This window comes from Onishia niordana (assembly GCF_004798965.1).
Classification (GTDB): Bacteria; Pseudomonadota; Gammaproteobacteria; order Pseudomonadales; family Halomonadaceae; genus Onishia; species Onishia niordana.
In genome coordinates, this window is sequence record NZ_SDSD01000139.1 from 1 (window position 1) to 250 (window position 250).

General features: G+C 36.4%; 1 protein-coding gene. It reads left to right on the plus strand.

Annotated elements, in window-relative coordinates:
* The coding region (locus tag ETC27_RS18250; RefSeq protein ID WP_136256086.1) for a glycosyltransferase family 4 protein at positions 1-250 on the plus strand (250 nt) is incomplete at both ends.

Below are 250 nucleotides of genomic sequence, written 5' to 3' on the forward strand. Positions count from 1 at the left end.
GATATTGAAAAGTATGAGTACGATAGCGGTGTGAAATCTTATGGGAAAATGATGGCTTTGTGCGATAGAGTCATTACAACCACGCAAACCTTAAAAGAAGAACTTGAAAACTATAGCTCTGAGGTAATTATAAACAGAAACCTTGCCAGTGAAGAATTGGTAAGATTAAGTCAAGAAACGCTCAAAGATTACACCCCCCATTCTTCGAAAATTAAGATAGGATATTTTTCTGGCTCAATCCCACACAATT